The following is a 25,048-nucleotide window of genomic DNA, read 5'->3' on the forward strand; positions in this document are numbered from 1 at the left end:
TTCGATTTTGTTTCCGGAGAAACTTCTTTCTACTCAACCACTTGCGCCTTCGATCAGAACTTCCTCTCTCCAGCGGGAGGCGCATTCTACAGCATTCAAAACCGCTGTCAACACCTCTTTTTTACCGCTTTCGATCCATTCGACCGAACCACCAACAGGATCAAACCACCACCCTGTCGACCGACGCGCATTCTACACGCCAGATCCAGCTTTGCAAGCCCTTCATTCAACTTAACTTATTGATTAACAAGCAGTTTTTGAAGCGCTTCATCGCTGAAGTGGCGCGCATTCTACATCAGCACGGCGAGCTGTAAACCCCTGACATGCAAATAATTGCGTAAATCGGATCAATCCCCCCACCTCTATATATAGAGGCTCAGATCACCCCTGCCTCGCGCAACTCGGCAATCTGCGTTTCACTCATGCCCAGCAATCTCTGCAGCAGGGCTTCGGTGTGCTGGCCCAGCAGTGGCGGAGCCGAACGATAGGCCACTGGCGTCGCAGACAGGCGCAGCGGACTGGCGACCTGCGGCGTACTGCTGCCCAGGGCATTAGGCAGGTCGAGACGCAAACCTCGCGCCTGTACCTGAGGGTCGGCGAACACCTGCTGCAGATCATTGATCGGCCCACAGGGCACGCCGGCCTTTTCCAGCTGCTCGATCCACTGCGCGGTGGTTTTGAATACCGTGGCCTGGCGCAACAGCGGGATCAGCTCGGCACGATGGGCAACCCGGGCCCTGTTAGTGACAAAGCGCGGGTCATCGGCAAGGCTCGCAATACCCGCCACTTCGCAGAACTTACGGAACTGCCCATCGTTACCCACCGCAAGGATGAAATTGCCATCGGCACTGGGGAAATCCTGGTAGGGCACGATATTGGGATGGGCATTGCCCAGGCGCTTGGGTGATACACCTGTCGCCAGGTAGTTCATGGCCTGATTGGCCAGGCAGGCGACCTGCACATCAAGCAAGGCCACATCTATATGCTGACCCACACCGGATTGCTCACGCTGATTCAGCGCGGCCAGCACACCCACAGTCGCGTAGAGACCAGTGAGGATATCGGTCAGGGCCACGCCGACCTTCATCGGGCCGGCACCCTCCTCACCTTCCGGGCGCCCAGTCAGACTCATCAGCCCCCCGAGACCCTGGATCATGAAGTCATAGCCGGCACGCTTGGCATAGGGGCCGCTCTGACCGAAACCGGTGATGGAGCAGTAGATCAGACGCGGGTTGATCGCCTTCAGCGACTCGTAATCCAAGCCATAGGCCGCCAGGCCACCGACCTTGAAGTTCTCCAGCAGCACATCGCACTGCGCGACCAACTCACGAATCAGGCGCTGGCCTTCAGACTGAGTGAAATCCAGGGTCAGCGACTGCTTGTTACGGTTGGCGCTCTGGAAGTAGGCCGCCTCACGCGAGTCATTACCCTCGGCATCCTTTATATAAGGAGGCCCCCAGTGCCGGGTGTCGTCGCCCGAGCCCGGACGCTCGACCTTGATCACCTCGGCACCAAAGTCACCGAATATTTGCCCGGCCCAAGGGCCAGCCAGCACGCGAGATAGATCAAGCACGCGGATATGGGACAGTGCACCGGACATGGGCTTCTCCGTAGGGTGCGCCACGCGCACCATGGATCAGTGAGAGGCGCGAGCCTTCAAAAGAACGCCTGAATGCCGGTCTGCGCGCGACCAAGGATCAGCGCATGCACGTCATGGGTGCCCTCGTAGGTATTGACCACTTCAAGGTTGACCAGGTGACGGGCAATGCCGAACTCGTCGCTGATGCCGTTACCGCCGAGCATGTCGCGCGCCATGCGGGCGATATCCAGCGCCTTGCCGCAGCTGTTGCGCTTCATGATCGAGGTGATTTCCACCGCAGCAGTGCCTTCGTCCTTCATTCGTCCGAGGCGCAGGCAGCCTTGTAGAGCCAAGGTGATTTCGGTCTGCATGTCGGCCAGCTTCTTCTGGATCAGCTGATTAGCCGCCAGCGGCCGGCCGAACTGGTGGCGATCGAGCACGTACTGGCGCGCGGTGTGCCAGCAGAACTCGGCGGCGCCCAGTGCGCCCCAGCTGATGCCGTAACGGGCGAAGTTCAGGCAGGTGAACGGGCCGCGCAGGCCGCGTACATCCGGGAAGGCGTTCTCTTCGGGGCAGAACACGTTGTCCATGACGATCTCGCCGGTGATCGACGCGCGCAGGCCCACCTTGCCGTGAATCGTCGGAGCGGAGAGGCCTTCCCAGCCCTTTTCCAGGACAAAGCCACGGATCTCGCCGGCATCGTCCTTGGCCCAGACCACGAAGACATCGGCAATCGGGCTGTTGGTGATCCACATCTTGCTACCGCTCAGGCGGTAGCCGCCGTCGACCTTCTTGGCGCGCGTGACCATGGATCCGGGATCGGAGCCGTGGTTCGGCTCGGTCAGGCCGAAGCAACCGATATACTCGCCACTTGCGAGCTTGGGCAGATACTTCTGCTTGGTCGCTTCATTACCGAACTCGTTGATCGGCACCATCACCAGCGAGGACTGTACGCTCATCATCGAGCGGTAGCCGGAGTCGATACGCTCCACTTCACGGGCGATCAGGCCATAGCACACGTAGTTCAGGCCACTGCCACCATAGGCCTCAGGAATGGTCGCACCCAACAAGCCGGTTTCGCCCATTTCGCGGAAGATCTTCGGATCGGTCTGCTCATGACGGAAGGCTTCCAGCACGCGGGGCGCCAGCTTGTCGTCAGCGAACTGCTGGGCGCTATCACGCACCATGCGCTCTTCTTCGGTCAGTTGCTGATCGAGTAACAGCGGGTCGATCCAGTTGAAGCTTGCCTTGGCCATTGCGAGAAACCTCGAAGCGGTGATGTGAGCGGTCGGTCCAGCCAACCCGAATGGTTTTGATCCTAGGCCGGCTTCGAGCAGAGGACAAACGCAGAATTTGCACAGACCTATGCATTTTTCTCACTCCGAGATAGTTTATTCATGTAGATCTGTCGCTTACGAGTGAGGCTTTTGCATACATGCGTCGCAAGATACCCAGCACCGCAGCCTTGGTCGCCTTCGAATCCGCCGCTCGCCACCAAAGCTTCACCAAGGCCGCCGACGAGCTGAACCTGACGCAGAGCGCGATCTGCCGGCAGATCGGCGGACTGGAGAGCTTTCTCAATGTCGAACTGTTTCGCCGCTCCCGGCGCGGCGTAGTTCTGACCGAAGCGGGCGTCGCCTACAGCCGCAAGGTGGCTGCGCAGCTCGATGCAGTGGAACGCGACACCCTGGCGCTGATGGGCAACCAGGGCACCACCAGCATCGAGCTGGCGGTGGTACCGACCTTTGGCACCCAGTGGCTGTTGCCACGCTTGCGTGCCTTTCAGCAACTGCACCCCGAGGTGACGGTGCACCTGACCAACCGCACACGCCCCTTCCTGTTCGCCGACACTCGCTTCGATGCCGCCATTTATTACGGCGACGCCGAATGGTCGGGCACCGAAGCCCATTTCCTGATGCATGAGCACCTGCTGCCGGTATGCAGCCCGGCGCTGCTGGGCGATGCCCCAGTCGACGCCGAACGCATCGCCAACTTGCCGCTGCTGCAGCAGACCACACGCCCCTATGCCTGGCGCCAGTGGTTCGCCGCCCAAGGCATGAATGTGGCCCGCGATATGACCGGCCCGCGACTTGAACTGTTTTCCATGCTGGCGCAGGCCGCTCAACATGAAATGGGCATCGCGCTGATCCCACCCTTCCTGATCCAGCGCGAACTGGAAGAGGGTAGCCTGGTGATCGCCCTCGACCGCACCGTGCCGAACAGTGACCGCGCCTATTACCTGATGGTGCCGGAACGCAAGTCCGAGTCTGCAGCGCTAAAAGCCTTTCGTGACTGGCTACTGGGCGAGGCGCACGCTTACCAGCAACGATGACCGACGCGCAGCCGTCGCCACCACCAACACCCAACAAACCCAAAAGAGCATATAGGGACTGGTAGCATGAAATTAGTCACGCTACATGACCGATTAGCGAAAAAGTACGCCAAAGCCACTACTTTCGGGCTATAGCACTATTTCGAACACCCTGTGCATTACCTTCCACACCCGCTACTAGTCGACCAGTGGTCATTCTCGCCGTGAATGCCTGAGCAACGTTCTAGGCTACGTCTTACCTGCCTTTCCCCAGAATCCACGCGGGCTGCGCGCAGTATAAAAATCCCTCATAGACCCATTACTTGTAGTAATCCATTTTTTTTACTCCATAACTTCTTGTAAGGGTCTGCGTTCGATTGCACAATCGCCGCGCTCGCCACCTCCGGCGGGTTATGTGCTGATCCCCAATCGCCGGCGCGCCAGCGCAGTGCCCCGGTTCACAAAAAAGATCACGCAGGAGATTAGAAGTGCACATCGGTGTTCCTCTCGAAACCCATGCCGGGGAGACGCGGGTTGCCGCGACGCCCGAGACCGTCAAGAAACTGGTCGGCCAAGGTCATCAGGTGACCGTCCAGGCCGGCGCGGGCATCAGCGCCAGCATTCCAGACAGCGCCTTTGAAGCCGCTGGAGCCACCATTGGCAACGAGTCGGCCGCGTTTGGCGCCGATCTGGTGCTGAAGGTGGTCGCGCCAACCGACGCCGAACTGGCTCATATGAAGAGCGGCGCCGTCCTGGTGGGCATGCTCAACCCGTTCTGCAATGACACCATCGCGCGCATGAATGCTCGCGGCGTCACTGCCTTCGCCCTGGAGGCCGCACCGCGCACCTCCCGCGCGCAAAGCCTGGACGTGCTGAGTTCGCAGGCCAACATCGCCGGCTACAAGGCCGTGATGCTCGCCGCCAACCACTATCCACGCTTTATGCCCATGTTGATGACCGCCGCCGGCACCGTTAAGGCCGCCCGTGTGCTGATTCTCGGCGCCGGTGTTGCCGGGCTGCAGGCCATCGCCACGGCCAAGCGCCTAGGCGCAGTGATCGAGGCCTCCGATGTGCGTCCGGCAGTGAAGGAGCAGATCGAATCGCTCGGCGCCAAGTTCGTCGACGTACCGTTCGAGACCGACGAGGAACGTGAGTGCGCGCAAGGTGTCGGCGGTTATGCCCGGCCGATGCCGCAGTCCTGGATGGAGCGCCAGGCCAAGGCGGTGCACGAGCGCGCCAAGCAGGCCGATATCGTCATCACCACTGCGCTGATTCCGGGCCGCAAGGCACCGACGCTGCTGCATGAAACCACCGTGCAGGAAATGAAGCCCGGTTCCGTGGTCATCGACCTGGCCGCTGCGCAAGGCGGCAACTGCCCGCTGACCGAGGCCGACAAGGTGGTGGTCAAGCACGGAGTGACCCTCGTCGGCCACACCAACCTGGCGGCACTGGTGCCGGCGGATGCTTCCGCGCTGTATGCACGCAACCTGCTGGACTTCCTCAAGCTCGTGATCGACAAGGAAGGCCAGTTCCAGCTCAACCTCGAAGACGACATCGTCGCGGCCTGCCTGATGTGCAATGCCGGCGAAGTCGTGCGCAAGAACGGCTAAGGAGTAGGGACATGGATCTGATTTCCGACGGCATCTACAACCTGATCATCTTCGTGCTGGCCATCTATGTCGGCTACCACGTGGTGTGGAACGTCACCCCGGCCCTGCACACCCCGCTGATGGCTGTGACCAACGCTATTTCCGCCATCGTGATCGTCGGCGCCATGCTGGCCGCCGCCCTCACCGTCACCCCGCTGGGCAAAACCATGGGCACCCTGGCCGTGGCGCTGGCTGCGGTGAACGTGTTCGGTGGCTTCCTGGTCACCCGACGCATGCTGGAAATGTTCAAGAAAAAAGCACCGAAAGCCCAGGTGGAGAAACACTGACCATGAGCATGAACCTGATCACTGTTCTCTACCTCGTCGCCTCGGTGTGCTTCATCCAGGCGCTCAAGGGCCTGTCGCACCCGACCACGTCGCGACGCGGCAACCTGTTCGGCATGATCGGCATGGCCATCGCCGTACTGACCACCGTCGGCCTGATCTACAAGCTCGGCAGTGAGCTGGCCGTACAAGGCCTGGGCTTCGTCATCGTCGGCCTGCTGGTCGGCGGCAGCGTTGGCACCCTCATGGCCAAGCGCGTCGAGATGACCAAGATGCCGGAGCTGGTCGCCTTCATGCACAGCATGATCGGCCTGGCCGCCGTGTTCATCGCCATTGCCGCCGTGGTCGAGCCGCAGTCACTGGGCATCGTCACCGCGCTGGGCGACGCCATCCCGGCCGGCAACCGCCTGGAGCTGTTCCTCGGCGCCGCCATCGGTGCCATCACCTTCTCCGGTTCGGTGATCGCCTTCGGCAAGCTGTCGGGCAAGTACAAGTTCCGCCTGTTCCAAGGCGCGCCCGTGGTGTTCAAGGGTCAGCACCTGGTCAATCTGGTGATCGGCCTGGCGATTCTCGGCCTGGGCCTGTACTACACCTTCACCGGCGACATTACCGCCTTCGCCATCCTGGTGGCGCTGGCGTTCGTCATCGGCGTGCTGATCATCATCCCCATCGGCGGTGCCGACATGCCGGTGGTGGTGTCAATGCTCAACAGCTACTCGGGCTGGGCGGCCGCCGGTATCGGCTTCTCGCTGAACAACTCGATGCTGATCGTCGCCGGTTCGCTGGTCGGCTCTTCTGGCGCCATCCTCTCGTACATCATGTGCAAGGCGATGAACCGCTCGTTCTTCAACGTCATCCTCGGTGGCTTCGGTGCCGATGCCGACGCCGGTGCCGCCGCAGGCAGCCAGGAACAGCGCAGCGTGAAGTCGGGATCAAGCGACGACGCCGCCTTCCTGCTGACCAACGCCGACACCGTGGTCATAGTGCCCGGTTACGGCCTGGCCGTGGCGCGTGCCCAGCATGCACTGATGGAACTGGCTGAGAAGCTGACCCACCGTGGCGTGACCGTGAAGTATGCGATCCATCCGGTCGCCGGGCGTATGCCTGGCCACATGAACGTACTGCTGGCCGAGGCCGAGGTGCCGTACGAACAGGTGTTCGAGATGGAGGACATCAACTCCGAGTTCGGTCAGACAGACGTGGTGCTGGTGCTGGGTGCCAACGACGTGGTCAACCCGGCGGCGAAGAATGATCCGAAGTCGCCGATCGCCGGCATGCCGATCCTCGAGGCTTACAAAGCCAAGACCGTGATCGTCAACAAGCGCTCGATGGCTAGCGGCTACGCCGGCCTGGATAACGAACTGTTCTACATGGACAAAACCATGATGGTCTTCGGCGATGCCAAGAAGGTCATCGAAGACATGGTCAAGGCCGTCGAATAAGCCCTGACCAGTCAGACAGGAAACCCGGCCATGTGCCGGGTTTCTCATTTCCGGCGCCAGGAAAAAGTTGATATTCAGATCAACAAGCACACCAGATCAATTGGAAACTGTACTGCTTGAAAGACCAGAATTAACGGGTTGCACCCAGTTGAAAATCTCGCAAATCAAGGTTGCACCCAGTCTTTTCACTTATGGCCAATACAGTTTCATCGATTCCTGACCGAACAGTTACAAAGCAACCTATCTAATAGCACAACAATTTCATCCAGCTGTGACTACTGGGCCCCGACTGCGCTCGGGATAATTTGCCCATCGATAGCACACATACCCCGCCACAAGCGGAAGGATGACCACCATGGAACGTACCCTCAGTTCCGCCCCGCTTCAAACTCACAGCGTTGCCAGCGACAAATCGGCCTGGCTGCTCCGCGTTATCGCTACCCTCAGCCTGTGGCAGCGCCGCATCGTCAGCCGTCGTCAACTGGCTCGACTGGATGCCCGCCTGCTCGCTGACGCTGGCATTAGCGAAAATCAGCGTTACGCCGAACTGCAGAAGCCGTTCTGGCGCTGACACCCTGCTTTGCTCCATCCCCAAGTTGGGATCTTCTGAGAGCTCCACCGTCTCTGCTGCGGTGGGGCTTTCGTTTTATCTGCAACAGTCATCGCCCGAGCGAGTAGTACAGTTGCCATAAAACCGCCACGGCCCCCGCACAATTCCAACCGGTTGTATCTGCTCGCCCACGAGCGCTTGCGAGAACATGAGCTTCCACCCTTGTCTCTCGACAGGAGAACGCCATGGACCGCACTCACGAACAATTCTCGCGCCCTGCACACAACAAGCCCCTGCACTGGCTCGGTTTCTACTCGACGCTGCGTCACTGGCAACGCAACAGCCGCACTCGTCGGCAGCTTGCCTTGCTCAATGAGCAACAACTGGCTGACGCCGGCATCAGCACAGCTCAGCGTGAGCAGGAACTGGCCAAGCCCTTCTGGCACTGAGCCAGCGATGGAGCTGGGAATGCCGTTGGGCTAAGCTGCGGATGCGGGTAGAACAGCGTCCCGCCCTACCGGAGTTACCCCATATGCACCTGAAGAAATCCCTGATTGCAGCGCTTCTTTCATTAGGGCTGGCTGGCACCGCCTGCGCCAGCAGCCTGGTCGCGACCACCGACACTCTGGGCGGCGCCCTGGCCGGCACCGTCGAGGTCACCTCGGACGCGACCAGCTCGTTGCGCGACATGAAACAGCTGCGCGCGGCCCGCGACGATGCCGCCAGCTTCGTCGCCAGCGACGGCGCGATTCGCAGCGTACGACTCGAAGCGGCCCTGGCGCACATTCGCCGTCATGACGCCGCGCTGGCGACAGCGGATGACCTGGCCCTGGCTCAGGCCATCCTCAGCCTGTAAAAACTTTGCACACGTCTATCGATAAGCTCGCTGCTGACCGACGCTGCATGGCCCCGTAAACTTCGCCTACTTGCCTGGTCGCGGGGAACCGCGCCGGCCTGTCCACGTCAAATCGTCCGTTCTGCAGTTCTCGGAGCTCCTTATCATGCGTCGTTCATTCGTCATCGCCGTCGCCGCCTGCGCCCTGTTCAGCGGTATCGCTCAGGCGCAAACCGTGGTCGCCACCAGCAACATCGTGGTGCGCGCCCTGGATCGCAGCATCAACTTTACCTCCGACACCACCACCTCGATTCGCGACATGAAAGCCGTGGTACAGGCCCGCGACGACGCCGCCAGCTTCGTCGCCAGCGCCGGTGAAATTCGCGGTGCACAATTGGAAGCTGCGCTGCAGAGCATTCGCCAGCAACTGCCCGAAGCGCAGAGCGCCAGCGACCTGCAACTGGCCGAAGCCATTCTCGCCCTGTGACCCACCTCACCGCCTGGTGCTGCGGCGCGCTGCTGGCGCTGGCCGCAGGCTTCGCCCAGGCGCAGTTGCGCCTGGCCCTGGACGACAGCGCCCTCGACGCTGAACAACGCCAGGCGAGCCAGGCCCTGCTGGACGAGGCAATGGCTGCCTTGCCGCCACGCTTCATCGAGCAACTGGACCGTGAAGTCAGGGTCAGCTGGCGTGCCGGACTGCCCTCGGAGGTCTACGGCCAGGTCGGGCGCTTCAGCGGTATTGAGCTCAACGCCGAACTCCTGCCGAAGCTGGTCGACGGCTCGGCGGCAGAAAATCGCACCGGTCGCCCGCACGGCACCCAGCGCCAGGAACTGCTGGCCACCCTGCTGCATGAACTGACCCACCTTTACGACCGCGCCCGCCTCTGGCCTGCGGCCGAGCGCCGCCACATCAGCCAATGCCGACAGCGCGTCAGCTCCATGGGCCCGGTTGGGCTGCCGGAGGATTGTCGTGGCCAGACCGAGCGCCGCTTCACCCTCAGCGACGACCCGCGCCTGCTCGATCTGGCTGGCTGGCAGCAACGGGTCGGCCAGCGAGGCGCGCGCGCTCTGGACAACGGCCAGGTCGCACGCAGCCCGGACAGCTACGAGCTGACCAATGCGCTGGAGTTCGTCGCGGTCAACCTCGAATACTTTCTGCTCGACCCCAGCTATGCATGCCGCCGCCCCTCGCTGGCGCGCTATTTCCGTGAGCACTTCGACTGGACACCGCCCAGCGAGAACTGCAGCAACGACTACCCCTACCTCAATGCCGGGCGCGACTTCGCCCTGCAGCCACTGGGGCGCCTCGATCCTGAGCGCGTGTATGAAGTCGACTACCTGCTCGCTGAAGCCAACGATGCCTGGATGAGCCGCTGGGGCCACAGCATGCTGCGCCTGGTGGTCTGCGCACCGGGCCGGCCACGTGGCCCGGACTGCCGCCTGGATCTCGACCACCACCTGGTGCTGTCCTACCGCGCCTTCGTCGGCGATGTGCAGCTGTCGAGCTGGGATGGCCTGACCGGCGTCTACCCCTCACGCCTGTTCGTGCTGCCGCTGGAGCAGGTGATTGATGAATACACCAAGGTCGAGCTACGCAGCCTGGCCTCGGTACCGCTGCGCCTGTCGCGCGACGAGGTCGAACAACTGGTGGTACGCGCCGCCGAACAGCACTGGAGCTATGACGGCGACTACTACTTCGTCTCCAACAACTGTGCGGTGGAAACCCTCAAGCTGCTACGCAGCGGTACCGGAAATCCGCGCCTGCATGCCCTCGACAGCATCCTGCCCAACGGCCTGCTGGAACTGATGGATGCCCGCGGGCTGGCCGACACCACAGTGCTCGACGACCCGCACGAGGCGCTGCGCCTGGGCTATCGCTTCGACTCGTTCCGCGAACGCTACCAGGCCATGTTCAAGGTGTTACGAGAACGCTTGCCAATCACTCAGGACAGCGTCGAAACCTGGCTGGAACAACCAGCCGAAACGCGGCGCGACTGGTTCACCCAGGCCGACCTGCGCGCCAGCGCCGCCCTGCTGCTACTGGAGCAGGCCGCGCTGCGCCGGCAACTGCTGCTGGCTCAGGACGAACTCAAGCGCCGCTACCTCACAGGCCGTGCTGCTGGAGACCCGAGTCTGAACAAGGCCGGTGCCGCGCTGGAACAGATCCTGGCCAACAGCGGCTTCCTCAGCCGCCCGGCCGAACTGCTCGAAGGTGGCTACGGCTTGCCGCAACAGCAGGAATGGGAGCGTCTCGAGGCCAGCAGCCGTGACCGCCAGCAGCAGTTGCGCCAGCTCAGCGACGAGCTCGACGGGGAAGTACGCAACCTGCTGCAGCCCGAGCGCCTGGCCGAACTGGAAGCCAACGAGGCCAATCTGGTGACGCTGGGCGAACACCTGCGCGCCCTGCACAAGGCCAGTGGTGGGCTCGAACTGCCCTAGATTCGCGAGCGGGTCTTCGGCTCAAGGCGCTAGGGAATGATTTCCTGATCTTCTTCCGGCAATTGCGGATCGACCCTCAACCACGGTAGCCGGCTGCCCACCCATATATGCCGATCCGCAGGAGCCTGTTCCGGCTCGTCCAAGGAGGCGACGGTTGCGTCCAGCGTGTGCGGGCTGAGCGACGTGAACAGCGCCAGATGTGCGCCGCAGTCCGCACAGAAATAACGCGTACAACTGGCCGACAACTTGAAAGCCTTCGGCGTGCCGCTTAACCAGTGAAACGTCTCACGGGGCACGGTGCCCCAGGTGGTGAGAATCCCGCCCGTGCTCCGCCGGCAGACCGAGCAGTGGCAATGAGCGATGTCCTCCAGCGGCGCATCGATCCGATAGCGCAGTGCACCACACTGGCAGCCGCCCTGATGTTCGACCTTCATCCCGCCTCCGCCTTGCATTGCCCCGCGCCGCTGACCAAGATAGGCGCTCACCACCACCGGGGGTTGCCGTGATAGACCTGTTGCTGGCCTTGTGGCCGCTGTTCGCCATGATAGTCGCCGGCTACTGGCTACGCCTGCGCGAGTTCCCCAGCGAAGCCTTCTGGCCCGGTGCCGAGCGCCTCAATTACTTCATTCTGTTCCCTGCCCTGCTGTTCTCCAGCCTGGCTCGCGCACCGTTGAACAACCCGGCGCTGCCGCGTCTGGCACTGGCGGTACTGCTCGGCCTGGGCATCGCCTGGCTGGCGCTGCTGCTGCTACGGCGCCTGCGCGGTTGGCCGGCAGGACGCTTTGGCGCCTTCACCCAGGGCATCCTGCGCTTCAACACCTACCTGGGCCTGGCGGCGGTGGGCAGCCTGTTCGGTCAGGAGGGGCTGACCCTCGCCGCACTGATGCTGGCCCTGATGGTACCGACGGTGAACGTGCTATCGGTCTGGTCACTGACTGCCGAGCGCGGTGTCAGCGCACGCAGCCTGCTGCTGCCGATCATCAAGAATCCGCTGATCCTCGCCTGCGTCGGCGGCGCGCTGTTCAACCTCACGGGCATCGGCTTGCCGGGCGGCACGGATCGCCTGCTCAGCCTGCTCGCCGCCGCCAGTCTGCCGCTGGGTTTGCTCTGCGTCGGCGCGGCACTCAAGCCGGAGCAGCTCAGCGGCGAGATTCCCGCATTGGGCTGGAACAGCGCCCTGCGCCTGCTGGCGATGCCACTGCTGGCCTGGGCCGTGGCCTCCGCGCTGGCCCTGCCGGCGATGGAAAGCGCAGTGCTGGTGCTGTTCTTTGCTCTGCCCACCGCCCCCACGGCCTATGTGCTGACTCGCCAACTTGGCGGCGACAGCCAGTTGATGGCCGGCATAATCACCCTGCAGACGTTGCTGGCAGCAGGAAGTCTGGTGGCGATCATGATGATGCTGGCGTGAACGGCTACTGCGCGTAACTCTCGATCAGCCGCTGATACTCTCCGCGTGCCTTGAGCGCCTCGAGCCCACGATTGAAGCGCTCGATCAACTCGGTAGCACGCGGATGCTGCCGCGAGACGATGAAGTGCAGCGTACTGCTCTGAAACGGCACCCGTGACCGGTGAAACTGCGCCAGATCAGCGCCAGCACTGTGCAAAGCACTGCCCCCCAGGTTACGGTCGGCAATGAACAGGTCGTCACGTTCGAGCAGCAGCAGCCGTGCGCATTCCTGCAGACCCAGTGGAGAATGACGGCGCAGCACACCCTGCTCGACCATTTGCTGGATCGCCGCCGGTGGCTGCCAGCCCAGCGGATAGCAGAGTCGCCGGCCGATCATGGCGGGCAGATCATCGAGCTCGATGTGATCACCGGCCCGGCTGAAGATGTATGGTTCGGCCACATAAATGGGCGCCGAGTAGAAAAACTCCGCCTCGCGCTCGGCAGAACGGATGTAGGGAAAGGTGGCGTCGTACTCAACGCGCTTGGCTTTCAGGTAACCGCGGTTCCAGGGCAGCCAGTCGAGTGTGATTGCCGCCCCCTGCTCGGCCAGCGCAGCCCGCACCACCTGGGTGAGCATGCCCTGACCAGGCCAATGCCTTGCCAGTGAACGGCGCATAGTCATCGCCCGTAGCCAGGTGCAGCACCTCCGCTCGCACCGATGTGCACAACAGCAGGCCAAGCAGAGCCGCCCCCCAGAATTCCACCATCAATCTCCAATAACTGGCGTGCATGCGCCTTACTAACCCTGATCATTGACTCTCGCTGTCGCAAGCCAGGCTGTCCAGTGCAACCCGGTTATAGAGCGACAATTCATCAGGTTCTCTTGATACGGAACAAGAGGCATTGCAAGACTACGACTATCCTTGCTGCACCACGAACCGACTGCGACACGCCGATGAACGATACCAGCGCCAACGACCAGCCCGATGTTTTCCCCTACCTGCAGCTGATGCATCAACATGCCGGCTCGGACCTGTTCTTCAGCGTCGGCGCGCCGCCGCACATGAAGGTCGAAGGGCATAGCCAGCCCGTCGGCCAGCGCATCATGAAGGCCGGTGAGGTGCAGCAGCTGGCCTATCAACTGATGACGCAGAAGCAGATCGCCGAGTTCGAACGCGACCTGGAGATGAACCTGGCCGTCAGCCTGCAGGGCGCCGGGCGTTATCGGGTCAACGTCTATTACCAGCGCGGCGAAGTGGCCATGGTGGTGCGCCTGATCAAGAGCGAGATCCCCAGCTTCGAGGCACTTGGCCTGCCCGGGCTGCTGGAGAAACTGGCCATGCAGGACCGCGGGCTGATCCTGGTCACCGGCGCGGCCGGCTCGGGCAAGTCCACCACCCTGGCGGCGATGCTGGATTTTCGCAACCGCCACAAGAGCGGGCATATCGTCTGCATCGAAGACCCCATCGAGTTCCTCCACAGCCACCAGCGCTCGATCATCGACCAGCGTGAAGTCGGCCTGGATACCCACAGCTTCGCTGATGCCCTGCGCAACGTGCTGCGTGAGGCGCCGGACGTGATCATGCTTGGCGAAATCCGCGACGCCGCCACCATGCAGCATGCCCTGCACTACGCCGAAACCGGCCACCTGTGCGTCGCCACGCTGCACGCCACCAGCAGCAGCCACGCCATCGAGCGGATCGCCCGCTTCTTCCCCGACGATGCACGCAAGCAGGTGCTGGCCGATGTGGCGCACAACCTGCTGGCGGTCATTGGCCAACGTCTGGTGCCGGGTATCGCCCAGAAGCGCGTGGCGGCCGTGGAGCTGATGCTCGGTACGCCCTATATCCGCGACCTGATCCAGCGCGACGAGCTGGAGGAGTTGCGCGAGGCCACGGCGCGAGCGGCCGAACAAGGTCTGCAGACCTTCGACCAGCACCTGTTCGCCCTGCTCGAAACCGGGCGAATCAGCCTGGCCGAAGCACTCAAGTTCGCCGACTCGCGCACCGACCTCAGCCTCAAGTTCAAACTCGAGCGCGGTTTCTCCGCCGACGACGCCGAGCTCAAGGTGCTGCGCGACGGCTGAGCAGCACCGACAGTCAGCGCCTTCAGTCGCCGCTGCTCACCCGCTCCGGCGCGGCCGGCTCCACCCCGCGCCAGGCATACCAGGCGAAGAACAGGGCCATCAGCAGGTAGCCGTGAACGAAGTCCGGCGCGGCATACCAGGCCAGTTTCGGTGCATGCATCAGGCCGACGAAGGCCATGCCCGCAGCGATCAGGGCAAACACCGTGGCCTGGCGGAACTGACGATCGATCACCGCCACGCACATGGCGCCGAGCAGGATGGCGCTGAACATGGCGCCCTGCCCCAGCGCGCCGATGGCGCTGGAAATGCCCTCGACCACCTCAGGCGCGCCCCGATTGAAGCGGGTCATCAGGTAGTTGGCGAAATACGGCAGCATCGCCAACGCCACTGCTGGGTAGTAACGGGCGTGGTTGCTGTTGAACGCGGTGGCGATCATCGACATGCCGACGAATACCAGGATCGGCGCCACCACCGACACCGGAATCAGCGCGGCGATAAAGGCGATCAGACCGAACATGGTCGCCAAGCCGTACACCGCGCCATTGAGCAGGCTGTAACCACGCCCGGCGCCCATCCACTTCGAACCCACGGTGGCGATGTACACGGTGGTCGGGAACACGCCGCCGAACAGCGCCCCGAGCGAGGTACCGAGCCCATCCACGGCCTGGCATTCGCGCACGCTGTAGCTGTCACCGGCGGCGCTCATGGCCTCGACGTTGTTCATGGTCTCGATGGCGTTGTACAGGGTGATCGGCAGGATCACCGTCATCAGCGCCAGCAGGCTGGTGAACAGCAGGCCCAGACCTTCGTACCAGGCCAGGTTGGGCAGTAGCGGGTAGAAACCCAGGTGGGTGAAGGCATCGCTGAACTTGCCGCCGTCAGCCGCGCCGATCAGGTAGGCCAGCGCGGTGCCGACGACGATGGCGAACAGCGAGGCAGGGAGGCGGAACGGCATGCTCACCCGCGCCACCAGGCCGACGATGGTGATGGCCAGCACCAGCAGGCCGATCACCGGAATTTCCAGAGTCTTGAACAGCATTTCCCCAGCGATGAAGGTCAGTGCCACCCCGGCCACCGCGCCGAGCATGGCCGCACGCGGCAGATGCCGCTGCACCCAGTTGCCGATGAGGCTGATGGCGGCCTCGATCAGTCCACTGATGAAGCACGCGGCCACCGCCACCTTCCAGGCCAGCTCGGCATCGCCGGTGAGGTTCTTCGCCGGCAGCAGCACGCCGAACAGGAAGACGAACATCACCGGCGTGCTGATGCCGTAGGAAAGCGCGGTGACGTCGGCGCGGTTCTCCTTGCGCGCCAGACGCGCGGCGCTCCAGGCGTAGTAGAAGTTACCGGCCATCACCGCCACCGCCGCCCCCGGCAGTACCTGACCGAACACGATTTCGGCGGGAAAGCCCATGCCCAGCATGCTGATGGCGATGATCACGAAGTTGGCGATGTTGTTCTGGAACAGGGCGAAGAACGCGTCGGTGTCTTCCTTCTTGTACCAGGGGTAATGCACGCGCGGCGTCGACATGCTGGCTGCGTCCTTGTTGTCTGAGTGGTCAGGGCGGCGAGTCTAGCAACCTGGCAGGCGAGCATAAACGCACAAGGCAGCCGAAGCTCAACGCCTGTCAGATAGGCTTCGCAAATCCCCTCTTGCGTAGGAGCCCCGCCCCGGGGCGAAGCTTTTGAGTCTGCGTCGCCCTGGTTCGCGGCGGGGCGCCGCGCCTACGCAAATGGGGGCATGATCAATAAACGAACAAGGCAGCTGAAGCTGCCTTGTCGTCAGTGCCAAACCAGCTATACGGTCTGCGCCAGCTTGCGACGGCGCTGCAGCAACACCACGAGACCGAACAGCAGGAAGCCCGGAATCCACATCAACTCCTTCATCCAGCGGTCGGTCGGTGCCCGCACGCTGAGGATCTGCTGGTCGAACTCCAGACCGGCATCGGCGGCCAGGCTGCCGAAGGTGACGTTGTCCACCAGCACCTTGTCACCCTCTTCGTAGAGGGCCAGGCCGAGCTTCTGCAAACGCTCCTCTCCGCTGGCACCATCAGGCACCGGCAGCAGCACGGTAAACTCGCGCGGATCGCCCACGGCGTTCTCGCCGAGAATACGTAGACGCAGCGAGCTGCCGTCCTCGACCCCATCGAGCGCTTGCGCCAGCTCGGCCGGCGGCACCTCCTGGTAGGGGTCGTGCAACATGTCCATCCAGAAGCCGGGGCGGAACAGAGTGAAGGCCACCAGCAACAGCAGCAGGCTTTCGTACCAGCGGCTGCGCACCAGGAAGAAGCCCTGGGTGCCGGCGGCGAAGATCAGCATGGCGATGGTCGCCACGATGAAGATGATCACGCCGTGCCAGAAGTCGACGTCGATCAACAGCAGGTCGGTGTTGAAGATGAACAGGAACGGCAGCGCAGCGGTGCGCAAACTATAGAAGAACGCCACGATACCGGTCTTAATCGGATCGCCCTTGGACACAGCAGCCGCGGCGAACGAGGCCAACCCCACCGGCGGAGTCACGTCGGCCATGATGCCGAAGTAGAAGACGAACAGGTGCACCGCGATCAGCGGCACGATCAAGCCGTTCTGCTGCCCCAGCGCCACCACCACCGGCGCCAGCAGGCTGGACACCACGATGTAGTTGGCGGTGGTCGGCAGGCCCATGCCGAGGATCAGGCTGAACACTGCCACCAGGATCAGCATCAGCAGCAGGTTGCCCATCGACAGCAGTTCGACCAGATCCGCCAGCACCAGACCGACGCCGGTCTGCGACACCGCACCGACGATGATGCCGGCCGCCGCCGTGGCGATACCGATGCCGATCATGTTGCGCGCACCGGCGATCAGGCCTTCACGCAGGTCGATCACGCCATCGATGAAACGGCCATGGTCATGGCTGCCATCGCGACGCATCCAGCTCAGCAGCGGGCGCTGGGTGAGCAGGATAATGATCAGCATCACGCTGCCCCAGAAGGCCGACAGGCCGGGGGACAGGCGCTCGATCATCAGGCACCAGACCAGCACCACCACCGGCAGCAGGAAGTGCAGGCCCGAGAGCAGCACGGCGCGGGTCTGCGGCAGTTCTTCCAGCGGCGCGTTGGGGTCTTCCGGCGGCAGTACCGGCACGCTGGCGGCGACTTTCAGCAGCGCCAGGTAGACCACCGCGAGCAGAACACCGATGACCGGCAAGGCATATTCGCCAAGTGCCGGCTTGAGCCAGCCGAGGCCGTAGTAAACCGCCAGCGACAGACCACTGATCAGCGCCGCACCGAAGGCGAAGCCGGTCAGGCGGCGCAGCCAGGGCTTGGGCTGGGCGCTGCCGATAGGCTGCAGGCCGAGTTTGAGCGCCTCGAGGTGAACGATATAGAGCAGCGCGATATAGGAAATCGCTGCAGGTAGGAAGGCATGCTTGATGATCTCCACATACGGCATGCCGATGTACTCGACCATCAGGAAGGCTGCAGCCCCCATCACCGGCGGCATGATCTGGCCGTTGACCGAGGAGGCCACCTCCACCGCACCAGCCTTCTCCGAAGAGAAGCCGGTGCGTTTCATCATCGGAATGGTGAAGGTACCGGTGGTCACCACGTTGGCGATCGACGAGCCGGAAATCATCCCGGTCAGGCCCGACGCCAGCACCGCCGCCTTGGCCGGGCCACCACGGAAGTGGCCGAGCAGGCTGAACGCCAGTTGGATGAAGTAATGCCCGGCACCGGCGCGCTCGAGCAACGCGCCGAACAACACGAAGAGGAACACGAAGCTGGTGGACACCCCCAGGGCGATGCCGAATACGCCTTCGGTGGTGATCCACTGGTGGTTGGCCAGGGCATTGAAGCTGACCCCGCGATGCGCCAGCAGGCCCGGCATATAAGGGCCTGCCAGGCTGTAGAGAAGAAACACCAGGGCGATGATCGCCAGAGGTGGGCCAAGCGCACGGCGCGTGGCCTCCAGCAACAGGGGAATACCGATGCAGGCGGTGACCAGGTCACCCGTGGTCAGGCTGCCAGGGCGCAGGGCCAACTGCTGATAGAAGATGAACAGGTAGGCGGCACTGGCCGCGGCGACCAGGCCCAGAGCGATATCCAGCAGCGGCACACGATCACGCGGTGAGCGCTTGAACGCCGGATAGGCGAGAAACGCCAGCAGCAGGGCAAAGGCCAGGTGAATGGCGCGGGTCTGGGTATCGTTGAACACACCCACGCCGAAAATGAATGGCAGCGGCGAAGCGATCCACAGCTGGAACAGCGACCAGAGCAGCGCCAGGCCAGTAATCACCTGGGCCATCAGACCGACGGGCGAACGCGCGCCGACGTCCTGGGCAATCAGTTCTTCGGTGGACAGTTGCTTGTCATGCATGGGGCGAACCTGCATTTGAGTAAACGAAAACGGCAAAACCCGCAGGCCGCAGCCTACGGGTTTGCTTAACACTAGAGGCGAATCGGGCAATGCGCTCGCTGCGCATCACCCATAAGCCCTGCGGCGGGATCGACAGGGCCGAAGGCTTACAGCCAGCCGCGTTCCTTATAGTAACGCTCGGCGCCCTCATGCAGCGGGGCAGTCAGACCGGCCTTGATCATGTCGGCTTCCTTCAGGTCAGCGAAGGCCGGGTGCAGACGCTTGAAGCGGTCGATATTCTCGAATACCGACTTGACCAGTTGGTAGACCACTTCCGGATCCGCCTGGGCGCTGGTGGACAGCACGGCCTTGCCACCGATGGACGGCGTCGGCTGATCGTTGCCCTTGTACAGGCCACCCGGGATATCTGCCTTGGTGTAGTAGGTCTTCTCGGCCAGCAGCTTGTCGATCTCGGCGCCGGTCACCGGCACCAGCACGGCGTCAGTGGTGGTGGTGGCTTCCTGGATCGCGCCATTGGGGTGACCGACGAAGTAGGTCATGGCATCGATGTTGTTGTCGCCCAGCGCGCTGGCCTGCTCGGCCGGCTTCAGCTCGGCAGCCAGGGCGAAGGCGGAACGATCCCAGCCTTTGACGGCCATGATCTCTTCCAGGGTGTCACGCTGGCCGGAACCCGGGTTGCCGATATTGACGCGCTTGCCCTTGAGGTCATCGAAGCTTTTGATGTTGGCATCGCGACGAGCGAGGATGGTGAACACTTCGCTCTGCAGCGAGAACACCGCGCGCAGATCGCTCATTGCACCTTCAGCGGCGAACGGTGCAGCGCCATTCAGCGCCTTGTACTGGTGGTCGGACTGCATGATGCCGAAGTTGAATTCGCCACTGCGAATGCCGTTCACATTGGCCACGCCGCCGCCACTGGCCGGGGCGTTGCACTTGATGCCGTGCTCAGCCGAGCCACGGTTGAGGAAGCGGCAGATGGACTGACCAGCCACGTAATACACGCCGGTCTGACCGCCGGTACCGATGGTGACGAACTTATCTTCGGCCTGTGCTGTGCCACTCAGGGCAGTCCCCGCAAGCGCGGCAGACAGGACCCATGCCAAGGATTTGCCTTTCATGGGATATCTCCTTTCTCTGTTATTGTGAGCGAACGCGCCTTGTGAGCGGCGTCAGGGAGGGAAGTCTAACCGCTTGCGACGAATATGTACGCCTTGTTGACCAACCGGTCGTATCTCATTGTGTTGGAGCACAGGCTATCGTCCAACCCCGGCATTGGGCAGAATCGGCCAATGTCGAACGCCCTTCATGAATCATCGCAGGCCTCGGTCAGCGCCAGTCTGACCCAGGCTGTGCTGCACGCAGCCAGTCGCCTCGGCCTCGACCGTCAGGCGCTGCTCAGCGTCTGTAACCTGACTGACCAGCAACTGGCTGACCCCGACGCGCGCATTCCCTTCAGCGTCCAGCAGACCCTCTGGCACGAGCTGGACTCACGCCTGCAGCACCCGGAACCCGGCCTGCTGCTCGGGCGCAACCTCACCCTCGGCCCATTCAGCGTGCTCAGCTATCTGCTGCAGAGCAGTGCCACCCTGGGCGATGCGCTGAACGCCGCACTACGCTATCAGCGCCTCGGTGGCGAGGGCGGCGAACGGCATATCGAGACGCGCGACGACAGCCTGGACTGACGCAGGTCAATATCCTCGGGCCGCACGGTCACTAGCATTAATGGCCACTCGCCACATAGCGGCCATCGCCATGCCCCAGACGCATCTGCTGCTCAGCCTGCCGGACCCCGAGTCGTACCAACGGGTCACCCAACTGTTGCGCCGCCAGGCGCCGCACTGCCGGATCGTCGACACGCCGCAGGACTGCAGCCAGCGCGCGCTGTGCCGCTGGCTGCAACCCTTGCCCAGCGACAGCCTGGGGCACGTGCAGGCCAGCCTGGACGAAGCCGTGGCCGTCCTCGAGAACAGTCGCCATGCCTTCAAGTCCACCCAGCTGGCCGCCCTGCGCAAGCGCCTGAGCCGCCTGCTGGAGGAGTTGTCCGAGCCCGACAATTAAGGTAGAACCTAGCCGCAGTAGGTTCCGCTCCCCGAGCGGAGACCGGCTTTGCCGGGCAGGACACAGGACCTGCAAGACAGAGCGCCGTAGGCCGCCATCTTCGAACGAGGGCGACCTACGGCGCTTTTTTTTTGCGCCGAAGAAACGCAGGAGGCTGACATGGGTAACGAACAGGAATTCCTAGAACTGCTCCAACACATCGCCCCGGATCCCGAGGAACTGCTCCAGCGCCTGCGCTTTCTCGACTGGGGCCAGGCCGACAATGAGCGCCTGGCGCGCCACACCCAGCGCGTGGAACCCATCACCCAGGCCTTTATCGACGAACTCTACGAACGGCTCGCCGACTATCCCGCCCCAGCGGCCATCCTCGGCAACCCTGCCACCACGGCGCGCCTCAAGCACAGCCAGGCCGACTACTACCGACGCCTGTGGCAGGGCCGCCCGGACCAGGACTACGTGCTCGAACGTCTGCGCATCGGTTGGGTGCACCAGTGTGTCGGCGTCGACCTCAAATGGTACCTGGGCGCCTACCGCCTGTACCTGGACCGAGTGCTCGGCGAACTGCTCGGCGCCTCGCCGGCCGCCGACTGCTTCGCCAGCCTGGTCAAGAAGGTCTTCCTCGATATCAACCTGGCCCTGGAAAGCTATGGAGCGGCCCAGCGCAAGGCCCTGCAGGACAGCGAGGCGCGCTACGCGCGGGCCATGCGCGGGGCCAACGACGGCCTGTGGGAATGGCAGCTGGAACAGGACCAGCTGTACCTCTCCGAACGCTGGACGAGCATGCTCGGCCTCGATCGCGACAGCCTGGCGCCCACCAGCCAGAGCTGGTTCGGCCGCGTGCATGGCGACGACCTGCCCGGCCTGCGCCAGGCCATCGACAATCACCTGCGCGGCCTGTCGCCCTTCCTGCACCACGAGTACCGCATTCGCCGCCGCGACGGCAGCTACCTCTGGGTGCTGGTGCGCGGCGTCGCCGAAACCTGCAGCAGCGGCCTGCGCCGCATGGCCGGCTCGCAGAGCGACATCAGCCAGCGCCGCGCCGCCGAGGAGCAACTGCACCATGCCGCGCGCCACGATCCGCTCACCGGCCTGGCCAACCGCGCCCGCCTCAGCGAGCTGCTGCAACAGGCCGTGCAGCGCCACCAGCGCCCCGGGGCGCGCGAGGCCGCCCTGCTGTTCATCGACCTAGACCGCTTCAAGCTGATCAACGACAGCCTCGGCCATCAGGTCGGCGACCGAGTGCTGGTGGAGGTCGCCGAACGCTTCGCCCACTGCCTGCGTCCCGGCGACCACCTGGCCCGCTTCGGCGGCGACGAGTTCGTCGCCCTGCTCGATGACCTGGCCTGCATGGGCGACGCCGAGCGGGTCGCCCAGCGCATGCTGGACAGCCTGCACCCGCCGCTGCAGCTGCAGGAGCAGACCCTGGCGGTCAGCGCCAGCATCGGCATCGCCGCGCTACAAGAACGCGACCAGACGCTCGACCCGCTGCAGGCCGCCGACCTGGCCCTGTACCGTGCCAAGAGCGCGGGCAAGGCGCAGTTCGCCCGCTACTGCGCCGAGTTGCAACAGCAGGCGCAGCGCCAGCTGGAACTGCAGAACGCCCTGGCCCAGGCGCTGGTTCGCGACGAACTGCGCCTGGTCTACCAGCCGATCTGCGAGCTCGATCAGGGCCAGGTGGGCCTGATGGGCGTGGAGGCCCTGTTGCGCTGGCGACACGACGGACGCGAGGTGTCACCGCTGGAGTTCATTCCCTGTCTGGAGGAATCCGGCGAGATTCTCGCCGTCGGCGACTGGGTGTTGCGTCAGGCCTGCAGTCAGGTGCGCGCCTGGCAATTGGCCGGGCAGACACAGCTGCGCTGCTCGGTCAACCTGTCCAGCCGCCAGCTGCAGCAAGGCGATTTCGCCGCCCGGGTCGCCGACGTGCTGCGCGAAACCGGCCTGGGGCCGGCGAGCCTGGTGTTGGAGATCACCGAAAGCCAGCTGATGCATGACAGCGCGCAGAACCTCGCCTGCCTGCGCGAACTGGCCAGCTTCGGCGTGCAACTGGCCCTCGACGACTTCGGCACCGGCTACTCCTCACTGGGCTACCTCAAGCGCTTCCCCCTGCACATCATCAAGGTGGACAAGAGCTTCATCGCCGGCACCCCGCAGGACGCCGAGGCGCTGGCCATCAGCCGGGCGATCATCGGCCTCGGCGATAGCCTGGGGCTGACCGTGGTGGCCGAGGGCGTCGAACAGGTGCAGCAGCTCGAGTTCCTCGCCCGGGAAGGTTGCCGCTACGCCCAGGGCTACTGGTTCAGTCCACCACGCGCACCACAAGAACTGCAGCGCCTGCTCAGTGGCGAGGACCGCTTCGACGGCCTCTGCTGCCCACTAGACAGCCAGACCGAGGCCCGGGAGGTACAGCCATGAAGCTCAACCTGCCCGTCAGCGGACGCCAGGTGCCGGTGCAGGCGCAGACCAACATCCTCTCCACCACCGACCTCAAGGGCGCGCTGACCTACGTCAACCCGGAGTTCATCGACATCAGCGGCTTCGCCGAGGACGAACTGATCGGCCGCAATCACAACCTGGTGCGCCACCCGGACATGCCGCCGGCCGCCTTCGCCCACCTGTGGCAGACCCTGAAGGCGGGGCGCTCGTGGATGGGGCTGGTGAAGAACCGCTGCAAGAACGGCGACCATTACTGGGTCAGCGCTTACGTCACGCCCATGCGCCAGGACGGGCGCATCGTCGAATACCAGTCGGTGCGCACCGCCGCCAGCGAGGCGCAGATCGCCGCCGCCGAGGCGCTCTATGCCGAGCTGCGCGCCGGCCGCACACCGCGGGCACTGCGCCGGCCACGCCTGAGCCTGAGTCTGCGCCTGGTGCTCAGCGCCATCGTCCTGCCGCCAGCGGCCGCGCTACTGCTGAGCGCCAGCCTGGGTCTGCCGCCGTTGCCACTGCTGGCGGGTGCCGGTGCGCTTGGCCTGCTGCTAGGGCTGATCAACCATCTGGCCCTGCGTCCGCTGGAGCGCCTGGCGACCCAGGCTCGCCAGCAGGCCGACAACCCGCTCAGCCAGTGGCTATACACCGGTCGCCGCGACGCCTTCGGCACCATCGCCTTCGCCCTGCACAGCCTGCAGGCCGAAGCCGGCGCCGTGGTCGGGCGTATCGCCGACTCGGCGCGCCAGCTCAGCGGCGAGGCTGGGCAACTGGCCAACGCGGTAGAACATCACAACAGCGCCACCCTGCAACAACGCCAGGAGACCGAGCAGGTCGCCAGCGCCATGGGGCAGATGGCGGTCAGTGTCCAGGAGGTGGCGCGCAACGCTCAACTCAGCGCCAGCGCGGCCAGCGCCGCCGACCAGGAAAGCAGCGACGGCCGCCAGTTGGTTGAAAGCACCCGGCAACATATCGCCGCCCTGGCCGAAGAGCTGCAGGCCGGCCACGTTCTGGTGCAACAGCTGGCCGACAGCAGCCGCGATATCGGCCGGGTGCTCACAGTGATCGGCGACATCGCCGAGCGCACCAACCTGCTGGCGCTCAATGCCGCCATCGAAGCCGCGCGCGCCGGCGAAGCGGGCCGCGGCTTCGCCGTGGTAGCCGATGAGGTGCGCACCCTGGCCCAGCGCACCCAGGCCTCGACCGGCGAGATCGATGCCCTGATCGCCGGTCTGCAGGGCACGGTGGCCAGCAGCGTGGCGGCCATGGACGACAGCCAGCGGCGCGCCCAGGCCATCGCCGCCCAGGCGCACCAGGCGGCCCAGGCGCTGACCGGCATCGCCGAGCGCGTCAGCCAGATCAGCGAGATGAACATCCAGATCGCCAGCGCGGTGGAACAGCAGAGCGCCGTCGGCGACGACATCCAGCGTAACCTGCAGGGCATCCGCCAGGCCTGCGAGGGCACCGCCGAAGCCAGCGCCCGCAGCCACTGCAGCGCCGAGCAGTTGGCCGGCCTGGCCGGGCGCCTGCAATTGCTGGCGGAGCAGTTCTGGAGCCAGCGCCAGAGCCGACCGGGGTGAACACCTACACGGCCATCTGCGCGCGCAAGTGTCAGCGCATCACCCACGTCGATGATGACTATGCCTGT

22 protein-coding genes and 1 pseudogene are annotated in these 25,048 nt (G+C 63.9%); 16 read left to right on the forward strand and 7 right to left on the reverse strand.

Annotated features, from left to right (window positions below; translation table 11 throughout):
- Positions 1-314, forward strand: a 314-nt coding sequence (locus DBO86_RS26355) for a hypothetical protein (RefSeq protein WP_208630550.1), incomplete at its 5' end; no start/stop codon positions are given.
- Positions 315-376: 62 nt separating this feature from the next.
- On the opposite strand, the gene DBO86_RS23265 is transcribed toward DBO86_RS26355, so the two are convergent.
- Complete coding sequence (locus tag DBO86_RS23265; RefSeq protein WP_108234982.1) at positions 377-1,600, reverse strand: CaiB/BaiF CoA transferase family protein; 1,224 nt, start codon at positions 1,598-1,600, stop codon at positions 377-379.
- Positions 1,601-1,656: 56 nt separating this feature from the next.
- A complete protein-coding gene (locus DBO86_RS23270) occupies positions 1,657-2,835 on the reverse strand; it encodes an acyl-CoA dehydrogenase (protein WP_108234983.1) in 1,179 nt (392 codons plus the stop codon).
- A 179-nt stretch (positions 2,836-3,014) separates the two neighbouring features.
- Between DBO86_RS23270 and DBO86_RS23275 the strand changes: the two genes are divergently transcribed.
- The 9 genes from DBO86_RS23275 to DBO86_RS23315 all read left to right on the forward strand — a co-directional run bounded on the left by DBO86_RS23275 (position 3,015) and on the right by DBO86_RS23315 (position 11,089).
- The gene (locus DBO86_RS23275) at positions 3,015-3,911 is read left to right on the forward strand and encodes a LysR family transcriptional regulator (RefSeq protein ID WP_003464658.1); all 897 of its coding nucleotides are present in this window, start codon (positions 3,015-3,017) and stop codon (positions 3,909-3,911) included.
- A gap of 467 nt (positions 3,912-4,378) precedes the next feature.
- Positions 4,379-5,500: a Re/Si-specific NAD(P)(+) transhydrogenase subunit alpha gene (locus DBO86_RS23280; protein ID WP_108234984.1), complete on the forward strand. Its 1,122-nt coding sequence runs from the start codon at positions 4,379-4,381 to the stop codon at positions 5,498-5,500.
- Between the two features lie 11 nt (positions 5,501-5,511).
- A complete protein-coding gene (locus DBO86_RS23285) occupies positions 5,512-5,826 on the forward strand; it encodes an NAD(P) transhydrogenase subunit alpha part 2 (protein ID WP_003464660.1) in 315 nt (104 codons plus the stop codon).
- 2 nt (positions 5,827-5,828) lie between these two features.
- Positions 5,829-7,265 carry an NAD(P)(+) transhydrogenase (Re/Si-specific) subunit beta gene (locus DBO86_RS23290; protein WP_108234985.1) on the forward strand — a complete coding sequence of 479 codons (1,437 nt, stop codon included), beginning with the start codon at positions 5,829-5,831 and terminating at the stop codon, positions 7,263-7,265.
- A 355-nt stretch (positions 7,266-7,620) separates the two neighbouring features.
- Positions 7,621-7,836 carry a DUF1127 domain-containing protein gene (locus tag DBO86_RS23295; protein WP_003464662.1) on the forward strand — a complete coding sequence of 72 codons (216 nt, stop codon included), beginning with the start codon at positions 7,621-7,623 and terminating at the stop codon, positions 7,834-7,836.
- Positions 7,837-8,060: 224 nt separating this feature from the next.
- Positions 8,061-8,264 carry a DUF1127 domain-containing protein gene (locus DBO86_RS23300; protein WP_108234986.1) on the forward strand — a complete coding sequence of 68 codons (204 nt, stop codon included), beginning with the start codon at positions 8,061-8,063 and terminating at the stop codon, positions 8,262-8,264.
- Positions 8,265-8,347: 83 nt separating this feature from the next.
- Positions 8,348-8,671 carry a DUF2388 domain-containing protein gene (locus DBO86_RS23305; RefSeq protein ID WP_003464664.1) on the forward strand — a complete coding sequence of 108 codons (324 nt, stop codon included), beginning with the start codon at positions 8,348-8,350 and terminating at the stop codon, positions 8,669-8,671.
- Between the two features lie 145 nt (positions 8,672-8,816).
- Positions 8,817-9,137 (forward strand): DUF2388 domain-containing protein, encoded by a 321-nt coding sequence (locus DBO86_RS23310; RefSeq protein ID WP_003464665.1) that lies wholly within the window; start codon positions 8,817-8,819, stop codon positions 9,135-9,137.
- Positions 9,134-11,089, forward strand: a complete 1,956-nt coding sequence (locus DBO86_RS23315; RefSeq protein WP_108234987.1) for a DUF7844 domain-containing protein — start codon at positions 9,134-9,136, stop codon at positions 11,087-11,089. Before DBO86_RS23310 ends, DBO86_RS23315 begins: the two co-directional genes overlap by 4 nt.
- 29 nt (positions 11,090-11,118) lie before the next feature.
- Here DBO86_RS23315 and DBO86_RS23320 read toward each other — a convergent pair whose 3' ends face one another.
- Positions 11,119-11,523 (reverse strand): GFA family protein, encoded by a 405-nt coding sequence (locus DBO86_RS23320; RefSeq protein ID WP_108234988.1) that lies wholly within the window; start codon positions 11,521-11,523, stop codon positions 11,119-11,121.
- Positions 11,524-11,591: 68 nt separating this feature from the next.
- On the opposite strand from DBO86_RS23320, the gene DBO86_RS23325 reads away from it, so the two are divergent.
- Positions 11,592-12,497: an AEC family transporter gene (locus DBO86_RS23325; RefSeq protein WP_108234989.1), complete on the forward strand. Its 906-nt coding sequence runs from the start codon at positions 11,592-11,594 to the stop codon at positions 12,495-12,497.
- Between the two features lie 4 nt (positions 12,498-12,501).
- On the opposite strand, the gene DBO86_RS23330 is transcribed toward DBO86_RS23325, so the two are convergent.
- A complete protein-coding gene (locus DBO86_RS23330) occupies positions 12,502-13,152 on the reverse strand; it encodes a substrate-binding periplasmic protein (RefSeq protein ID WP_244185605.1) in 651 nt (216 codons plus the stop codon).
- Between the two features lie 279 nt (positions 13,153-13,431).
- Here DBO86_RS23330 and DBO86_RS23335 point away from each other — a divergent pair, with 279 nt between their 5' ends.
- On the forward strand, positions 13,432-14,562 hold the full coding sequence (locus tag DBO86_RS23335) for a PilT/PilU family type 4a pilus ATPase (protein WP_074855839.1): 1,131 nt from the start codon (positions 13,432-13,434) through the stop codon (positions 14,560-14,562).
- Between the two features lie 22 nt (positions 14,563-14,584).
- On the opposite strand, the gene DBO86_RS23340 is transcribed toward DBO86_RS23335, so the two are convergent.
- From DBO86_RS23340 to DBO86_RS23350, 3 genes are all read right to left on the reverse strand, one after another.
- The gene (locus tag DBO86_RS23340; protein WP_108234990.1) at positions 14,585-16,093 is read right to left on the reverse strand and encodes a uracil permease; all 1,509 of its coding nucleotides are present in this window, start codon (positions 16,091-16,093) and stop codon (positions 14,585-14,587) included.
- 266 nt (positions 16,094-16,359) lie between these two features.
- Positions 16,360-18,918 carry a TRAP transporter permease gene (locus DBO86_RS23345; RefSeq protein ID WP_108234991.1) on the reverse strand — a complete coding sequence of 853 codons (2,559 nt, stop codon included), beginning with the start codon at positions 18,916-18,918 and terminating at the stop codon, positions 16,360-16,362.
- Between the two features lie 146 nt (positions 18,919-19,064).
- Entirely contained in the window at positions 19,065-20,036 is a 972-nt protein-coding gene (locus tag DBO86_RS23350) for a TAXI family TRAP transporter solute-binding subunit (RefSeq protein WP_108234992.1), read from the reverse strand.
- A 171-nt stretch (positions 20,037-20,207) separates the two neighbouring features.
- Here DBO86_RS23350 and DBO86_RS23355 point away from each other — a divergent pair.
- From DBO86_RS23355 to DBO86_RS23370, 4 genes and pseudogenes are all read left to right on the forward strand, one after another.
- Positions 20,208-20,594 (forward strand): annotated as a pseudogene (locus DBO86_RS23355) (AraC family transcriptional regulator ligand-binding domain-containing protein); the annotation flags it as partial.
- 76 nt (positions 20,595-20,670) lie between these two features.
- Positions 20,671-20,976 (forward strand): hypothetical protein, encoded by a 306-nt coding sequence (locus tag DBO86_RS23360; protein ID WP_108234993.1) that lies wholly within the window; start codon positions 20,671-20,673, stop codon positions 20,974-20,976.
- Between the two features lie 159 nt (positions 20,977-21,135).
- Positions 21,136-23,388, forward strand: a complete 2,253-nt coding sequence (locus tag DBO86_RS23365; protein ID WP_108234994.1) for a putative bifunctional diguanylate cyclase/phosphodiesterase — start codon at positions 21,136-21,138, stop codon at positions 23,386-23,388.
- On the forward strand, positions 23,385-24,980 hold the full coding sequence (locus tag DBO86_RS23370; protein ID WP_108234995.1) for a methyl-accepting chemotaxis protein: 1,596 nt from the start codon (positions 23,385-23,387) through the stop codon (positions 24,978-24,980). Before DBO86_RS23365 ends, DBO86_RS23370 begins: the two co-directional genes overlap by 4 nt.
- Positions 24,981-25,048: the final 68 nt, after the last annotated feature.

It is taken from the genome of Ectopseudomonas oleovorans (genome assembly GCF_003052605.1).
Classification (GTDB): Bacteria; Pseudomonadota; Gammaproteobacteria; order Pseudomonadales; family Pseudomonadaceae; genus Aquipseudomonas; species Aquipseudomonas oleovorans_A.

Coding starts and splice junctions, on each gene's coding strand:
- DBO86_RS23265 (WP_108234982.1), bottom strand. CDS start 1,600: ATGTCCGGTGCACTGTCCCATATCCGCGTGCTTGATCTATCTCGCGTG.
- DBO86_RS23270 (WP_108234983.1), bottom strand. CDS start 2,835: ATGGCCAAGGCAAGCTTCAACTGGATCGACCCGCTGTTACTCGATCAG.
- DBO86_RS23275 (WP_003464658.1), top strand. CDS start 3,015: ATGCGTCGCAAGATACCCAGCACCGCAGCCTTGGTCGCCTTCGAATCC.
- DBO86_RS23285 (WP_003464660.1), top strand. CDS start 5,512: ATGGATCTGATTTCCGACGGCATCTACAACCTGATCATCTTCGTGCTG.
- DBO86_RS23290 (WP_108234985.1), top strand. CDS start 5,829: ATGAGCATGAACCTGATCACTGTTCTCTACCTCGTCGCCTCGGTGTGC.
- DBO86_RS23295 (WP_003464662.1), top strand. CDS start 7,621: ATGGAACGTACCCTCAGTTCCGCCCCGCTTCAAACTCACAGCGTTGCC.
- DBO86_RS23300 (WP_108234986.1), top strand. CDS start 8,061: ATGGACCGCACTCACGAACAATTCTCGCGCCCTGCACACAACAAGCCC.
- DBO86_RS23305 (WP_003464664.1), top strand. CDS start 8,348: ATGCACCTGAAGAAATCCCTGATTGCAGCGCTTCTTTCATTAGGGCTG.
- DBO86_RS23310 (WP_003464665.1), top strand. CDS start 8,817: ATGCGTCGTTCATTCGTCATCGCCGTCGCCGCCTGCGCCCTGTTCAGC.
- DBO86_RS23320 (WP_108234988.1), bottom strand. CDS start 11,523: ATGAAGGTCGAACATCAGGGCGGCTGCCAGTGTGGTGCACTGCGCTAT.
- DBO86_RS23330 (WP_244185605.1), bottom strand. CDS start 13,152: ATGCGCCGTTCACTGGCAAGGCATTGGCCTGGTCAGGGCATGCTCACC.
- DBO86_RS23335 (WP_074855839.1), top strand. CDS start 13,432: ATGAACGATACCAGCGCCAACGACCAGCCCGATGTTTTCCCCTACCTG.
- DBO86_RS23340 (WP_108234990.1), bottom strand. CDS start 16,093: ATGTCGACGCCGCGCGTGCATTACCCCTGGTACAAGAAGGAAGACACC.
- DBO86_RS23345 (WP_108234991.1), bottom strand. CDS start 18,918: ATGCATGACAAGCAACTGTCCACCGAAGAACTGATTGCCCAGGACGTC.
- DBO86_RS23350 (WP_108234992.1), bottom strand. CDS start 20,036: ATGAAAGGCAAATCCTTGGCATGGGTCCTGTCTGCCGCGCTTGCGGGG.
- DBO86_RS23360 (WP_108234993.1), top strand. CDS start 20,671: ATGCCCCAGACGCATCTGCTGCTCAGCCTGCCGGACCCCGAGTCGTAC.
- DBO86_RS23365 (WP_108234994.1), top strand. CDS start 21,136: ATGGGTAACGAACAGGAATTCCTAGAACTGCTCCAACACATCGCCCCG.
- DBO86_RS23370 (WP_108234995.1), top strand. CDS start 23,385: ATGAAGCTCAACCTGCCCGTCAGCGGACGCCAGGTGCCGGTGCAGGCG.